Below are 5,854 nucleotides of genomic sequence, written 5' to 3'. Positions count from 1 at the left end.
AGTCGCGATTCCCGGGCCACGACCGACACCAGCTCGATCTCCGCGCCTGCCAGATCGATCGTGGCCGGCACGCAACCCAGCTGCGGCGACACCTCCACCGCAGAGCGGACGCTGGCGAGCTCCTTGCCGTCGACCAGGACGTCGTAGATCGAGGACAGCCCGACGTGGTGGTCGACGCCGAGGCCGGTGCTGGCGTTGCCCTGGGGGTCGAGGTCGATCACCAGGACAGAGAGCCCGTTCATCGCCAACGCGACGGCGAGGTTGACCGTGGTCGTGGTCTTGCCGACGCCGCCTTTCTGGTTGGCGATCGCCACCACGCGCCGCGCCGTCGGCCGGGGGAAGTTGCGGGCGGCGAGCGCACCCGTCGGTGCCGACGGCTTGCGAGCCGGTTGGGTCTCGGGACCTACGCCGGAGTCGGTTTCACGTGAAACCTCTGCCGCAGGCTCGGTCACCTCGGCGACCGCATCCGACGTGGTTTCACGTGAAACCTCGGCGCCGGCCTCCGGACCGGCCGGATCAGCCGGCGGCGCCAAGTCAGTTGCCCGCCGGTCCACCGGCGGGGTCGACGCCTCGGTCGATGTTTCACGTGAAACGTCCTCGACCGAGCCGCTGGTCGTGCCCGCGTCGGGACCAGATGTTTCACGTGAAACCGTCGGCTCGTCGGTCGCGTTCGGGCGCACCATTTCCGGAGCCGGGACCACCGGCGGCTCGGGAGTGGTTTCACGTGAAACCTCGCCAGCCTCACGAGAAGGCGAAGCCGTCGCCTGGTCCAGGAGGTTGCGGATCCGCTCCTGGCTGGTAGCCGGGCGGCTCTCGAACTCGGACGGCTCGGTGGCCGAGTCGCCAGCGCTCTGAAGCGATTGCCCGGACGTACGGTCCTCGGGTTCGGACTGGTCGGATGACATCGGCGCCTCCGGTCGCATCGACTGCGCGGATCGCTCAGGGACGTCGACGACGCTGGTGGTGACAACCGGCCAACCGAGCGGGGTGGTCGGTCGATCGATGGTCCTCACCGGCGTCGCGCTCTCCGGCCAGCCCACCGGGGTCATGCGGTCCGCCCGGCCCTCGATCATTGACGTTTCCCTCCTCGACGGGCCCGACCCCCGCGCCTGACGGGGCTGCCGCGCACGATCTCCACCACGGTCGTCGGCGGGTCGATCCGGTCGACACCGCAGTGCCGCACCGTGACCCGATTCGCACCGTACCGGCATATCGCGTCGTGATGGCGCTGCGCCTCGTCCGACGCGCTGGCGCCTTTGATTGCCAGCACCCGGCCGCCGATCCGGGTCAGCGGAAGACACCATTGGGCGAGCCGATCGAGCGGCGCAAGGGCGCGGGCGGTCACGACATCGGCGCCGCCGACGGCCTTCCGGGTGGCCACTTCCTCGGCGCGGCCGCGGTAGACCTCGGCCCCGGCGAGATCGAGCGCGTCGACGCACTCCTGCAGAAAGGCGATCCGCCGTTCCTGCGCATCAAGAAGGACGACCCGCAGGTCGGGTCGGGCGATCGCGAGGGCCACCCCGGGTAGGCCGGCACCGCTGCCGGCGTCGACGACGCGTACGCCGTGCGGGATCACTTCGGCGACGACCGCGCAGTTGAGCAGGTGCCGGTCCCAGATCCGGTCGGCTTCACGTGGTCCGAGCAGCCCGCGTTCGAGTCCAGCTGTGACCAGGAGGCCGGCGTACCGGCGGGCGAGCGGCAATCCCGGGCCGAAAATCTCGGCCGCGACGGCAGGTGGCTCGGTCACGACCGCATCGACGTCGTGGCGGTCAGCGGTCTGCGGAGACCACGACCCGCCGCGACGGGTCCTCGCCCTCGGAGTCGCTGCGTACGCCGTCGATGGCGGAGATCGCGTCGTGCACGACCTTGCGCTCGAAGGCGTTCATCGGGTCGAGAGTCTGCGACTCGCCGCTCTCGAGAACGGTGTCCGCGGTACGCCGGGCCAGATCGCTGAGCTCGCTCTTCCGGTCGACGCGGTAGCCGCCGACGTCGAGCATCAGCCGACTGCGCACTCCGGTCTCCCGCTGTACGGCGAGCCGGGTGAGCTCCTGGAGCGCGTCGAGCGTCGATCCGCGGGTGCCGATCAGCGGCTTGAGCTCGCTCCCGCCCAGCACCGCGACGATGGCGCGGTCGTTTTCGACGTCGAGGTCGATGTCACCGTCGAAATCGGCGATGTCGAGCAGCCGCTCGAGGTAGTCGCCGGCGATGTCGCCCTCCCGGACGAGCAGGGCGGCGATGTCGGTGGGCTCGGCGGCCGCATCGTCGGACCGGGAGTCGGTGCGCGATTCGGCACCGTCGACCAGCACGTCGGCCGTCTCCGGCTGTGCGGAGTCGGTCGCCTCCTCCGGCGGGTTGTCGCCGATGCGGGCGTCTTGGTCGAGGGCGGGGGTGTCAGGCACCAGATCTCCTGATCGCTCGGTCAGCGTCTTTTCTTCTTACGGTTGGGGCGGGTCGCGGTGGGGCGTTTGTTGCCCTGTGGTCGCCCACCGGGCGCACCACCCCCGGGTCGCGTGGGTGCCCGGGATCCGTCGCCGCCGGCCTCGGCCACCGCCGGCGTCCCGGAGGACGTCGGCCGTTCGGGCCGGGGCTTCTGCGGGGTGTTCTTGGGGTTGACCGGTTTCTGGCCCACCTTCGGTGCCAGCAGCTTGGTGTCCACCGCCGGGCCGGCGGTCGCGGTCGGCGACTTCTGCGGCATGCGCTTGAAGACGTAGTACTGCTGACCCATCGTCCACACGTTGTTGGTGACCCAGTAGAGCAGGACACCCAGCGGGAAGGCGAAGAGCAGTCCGGAGACCAGCAGGCCGAACGGCAGGACGTAGAGCATCAGCTTCTGGATCGTCGCCTGCTGACCCTCGAGGTTGTTCTTGTTGCGGTTGTAGTTCTGCTTCTGCGTCGTGAACGTCGCGGCACACGACAGCAACAGCAGGATGACGATGACTATCTTGGTGTTTGTCGGATTAGCGTTGAGTGCGGTGAGATCAGCTGTATTGTGCGCGAAGGAGGCCGGGAGCGGCGCGCCGAAGAGCTTCGCGTGCACGGCGCTCGTCATCTGCGCCGGCGTCCAGCCGTAGAGCGCCTCGCTGCCCGGACGCAGATGCCGCAGCACGTGGTAGAGCGCGATGAAGACCGGGATCTGCGCGACCAGCGGCAGACAGCCGCCGAGCGGGTTGGCGCCGGCCTCCTTCTGCAGCTCCATCATCGCCCGGGTCTGGGCCTGCTTGTCGTCCTTGTACTTGGCCTTGAGCGCGGCCATCTTGGGCTGCAGTTCCTGCATCGCCCGCATCGAGTGGATCTGCTTCACGAACAGCGGGAAGAGCAGGATCCGGACGGTGATGACGAGGAAGACGATCGAGAGCGCCCACGCCGCGCCGCCGTTGGGGTCGAAGATCAGCGCAAAGACCTGGTGCCAGCGCAGCAGCACCCAGGAGATCGCTGTATATAACCAATCTAGCAACGCGGGGCTCCCGAGGAGGACGGTGAGATTGCGGCCGACGCTCGACCACGACCGAGCCACCGGACCGCCGAACTCCGGGCCGACCGGTCAGGTCACCCCTCCTCCGGCCAACGGCCTGCGGGACGGGATCGTGCCCACCGCGGTGGTAGGGGTGACAGCGGGACAGCCGGCGCAGCGCCAGCCAAGCGCCGTACGCCGCGCCGTGCCGGCCGATCGCCTCGACGGCATAGGCGCTGCACGACGGGGTGAAGCGGCAGGCCGGCGCCCGCATCGGGCTGATCCACCGCTGGTAGCCATGCAGTGCCCCGACCAGCAGCCGGGCGAGCGGCGACCGGCCGGGCGACGTCGTCGCGGCAGCCGTGGCGGCGGGGGTCGGAGCGGCGGCGGTCATCACGTCGCACCCGCGGAGCGCGGCCGGTTGCGGCCGAGGAGCCGGTCGAGCCCGGCATCGAGGTCTTCGGCGAGCTCGGCGGAGGTTCGCCCGGCAGCCGCGGGCTGCGCCCGCACCACCACGCGGATGCCGGCCGGCAGCGAATCGAGCCGGTCGCGGACCAGGTGGCGCAGCTGGCGGCTCACCCGATTCCGACATACGGCATTTCCCACCCGGCGGCCGACCACGAAGCCGATCCGGGAGCGGTCGGGGCAGGCGGAATCGTCGGGCAGCAGGTGCACGACCAGCGTGCGGCGGCCGGTACGGCGACCGCGACGGACCACCTGGTCGAAGTCCGCGCGGCGGCGCAGCCGAGAGGAGTCGGGCAGCATCGCCGGGCTCCCGCTCAGGCCGATAGCGCGGCGCGGCCCTTGGTGCGACGCCGGGCGATGATGGCGCGACCCGCGCGGGTACGCATACGGAGCCGGAAACCGTGGGTCTTCGCGCGGCGGCGGTTGTTCGGCTGGAAGGTGCGCTTGCTCACGGTCAGGTCTCCATCACAGGCACAGTCGAAAGGCGGTCATTGCCCGCGCAACCACGCACAATGGCGGCACGGCGCTCGCGTCGCGGCAGCGCCCAGCATCCCAGATCACAAAATCCGGCTCGAGCACAGGCGCACCGCCGACCTTCTCACGGTACGGACGGCGTTTGCCCCGGTCAAACCAGCCCCAACCGCGCGGCCGGCGCGACACGCCGGAACCGGGCTGATCGAGCCTTCACGGTAGCCCGATCTGCTTGTGGACAAGGCCATCTCGCTGTTAGCGTGCGACGACGCCAAACGGGGGGCATACGTCGCCGTTCTGGTGATTCGTGCAGCATGCACAGGCTGTGGACGGTCATGTGGACAGCGGTCCCGACGTCGGTCCACGGCCGGTAGTTTCGCGGCGTCGACGAAGGAGCGGGCGTGTCGGAGACCCCTGGGTCCGGGCCCGAGCCCGTGGAGCGGGTCGATCTCGACGCCGTCTGGCAGCGCGCCGTTGACGGGTTGCGCGACGGCAGCGTCAACGGCCAGCACCACGCGTGGCTGCGGATGACCAGGCCGTTGGGCCTGGTCGAAGACACCGTGCTGCTCGCAGCGCCGACCAATTTCGCCAAGGACGTGCTCGAGACCCGGCTGCGCCCGGTGATCACCGGCGCCCTCTCGGCCCAGCTCGAGCGTGAAGTCCGGGTCGCCGTCACGGTCGAACCACACGACGACGAGCCGCTGCAACGGGCCGACCCCGGGCTCGGTCGCGCCGACCAGGGGCACGGTCCCCCGCCTGGCGGGCCCGCCGAGCGGGGCGAGCCTGCCCCGACGTCCGGGTTCGCCCCGGGTCGGCCCATCCCGACTGGCCGGGCCAGTGAGCCGGCGCGGCTCAACCCGAAGTACCAGTTCGAGACCTTCGTCATCGGCTCGAGCAACCGCTTCGCGCACGCCGCCGCGGTCGCGGTCGCCGAGGCGCCGGCGAAGGCCTACAACCCGCTGTTCATCTACGGGGAGTCCGGCCTCGGCAAGACCCATCTGCTGCACGCGATCGGGCACTACACCCGAGCACTCGTGCCCGGCTGCCGAGTCCGTTACGTGAGCTCGGAGGAGTTCACCAACGACTTCATCAACTCCATTCGTGACGGTCGCGGCGAGATGTTCCGCAAGCGCTACCGCAACATCGACGTGCTGCTCGTCGACGACATCCAGTTCCTGGAGAACAAGGAACAGACCCAGGAGGAGTTCTTCCACACCTTCAACACGCTGCACAACGCCAACTCCCAGATCGTGATCTCCTCCGACCGCACGCCCAAGCAGCTGGTCACGTTGGAAGACCGGCTGCGCAACCGGTTCGAGTGGGGCCTGATCACCGACGTTCAACCGCCCGAGCTCGAGACGCGCATTGCGATCCTCCGCAAGAAGGCGGCTGCCGAGCGTCTCGACGCCCCCCCGGACGTCCTGGAGTTCATCGCCAGCAAGATCTCCTCGAACATCCGCGAGCTTG

At 69.7% G+C, this 5,854-nt stretch carries 6 protein-coding genes and 2 pseudogenes; 1 reads left to right on the top strand and 7 read right to left on the bottom strand.

Annotation, left to right across the window (positions count from 1 at the left end):
- From VGH85_17615 to rpmH, 7 genes and pseudogenes are all read right to left on the bottom strand, one after another.
- A partial coding sequence (locus VGH85_17615) for an AAA family ATPase (protein ID HEY2175627.1) occupies positions 1-905 on the bottom strand: 905 nt, incomplete at its 3' end.
- Positions 906-1,069: 164 nt separating this feature from the next.
- Positions 1,070-1,747 carry a 16S rRNA (guanine(527)-N(7))-methyltransferase RsmG gene (gene rsmG / locus VGH85_17610; GenBank protein HEY2175626.1) on the bottom strand — a complete coding sequence of 226 codons (678 nt, stop codon included), beginning with the start codon at positions 1,745-1,747 and terminating at the stop codon, positions 1,070-1,072.
- Positions 1,748-1,769: 22 nt separating this feature from the next.
- A complete protein-coding gene (locus tag VGH85_17605) occupies positions 1,770-2,399 on the bottom strand; it encodes a R3H domain-containing nucleic acid-binding protein (GenBank protein HEY2175625.1) in 630 nt (209 codons plus the stop codon).
- Positions 2,400-2,419: 20 nt separating this feature from the next.
- Positions 2,420-3,454 (bottom strand): membrane protein insertase YidC, encoded by a 1,035-nt coding sequence (gene yidC, locus VGH85_17600; protein ID HEY2175624.1) that lies wholly within the window; start codon positions 3,452-3,454, stop codon positions 2,420-2,422.
- Positions 3,455-3,587: 133 nt separating this feature from the next.
- Positions 3,588-3,845, bottom strand: a pseudogene (gene yidD / locus VGH85_17595) (membrane protein insertion efficiency factor YidD).
- The gene (rnpA, locus tag VGH85_17590; protein ID HEY2175623.1) at positions 3,845-4,216 is read right to left on the bottom strand and encodes a ribonuclease P protein component; all 372 of its coding nucleotides are present in this window, start codon (positions 4,214-4,216) and stop codon (positions 3,845-3,847) included. Before rnpA ends, yidD begins: the two are co-directional and overlap by 1 nt.
- A gap of 14 nt (positions 4,217-4,230) precedes the next feature.
- The gene (rpmH, locus tag VGH85_17585) at positions 4,231-4,374 is read right to left on the bottom strand and encodes a 50S ribosomal protein L34 (GenBank protein HEY2175622.1); all 144 of its coding nucleotides are present in this window, start codon (positions 4,372-4,374) and stop codon (positions 4,231-4,233) included.
- Between the two features lie 528 nt (positions 4,375-4,902).
- Here rpmH and dnaA point away from each other — a divergent pair.
- Positions 4,903-5,854 (top strand): annotated as a pseudogene (gene dnaA, locus VGH85_17580) (chromosomal replication initiator protein DnaA).

The sequence above is a fragment of the Mycobacteriales bacterium genome (assembly GCA_036497565.1).
Taxonomy (GTDB): Bacteria; Actinomycetota; Actinomycetes; order Mycobacteriales; family QHCD01; genus DASXJE01.
The sequence above is the reverse complement of the archived record's forward strand: the minus strand, read 5'-3'. Positions and strand labels throughout refer to the sequence as shown.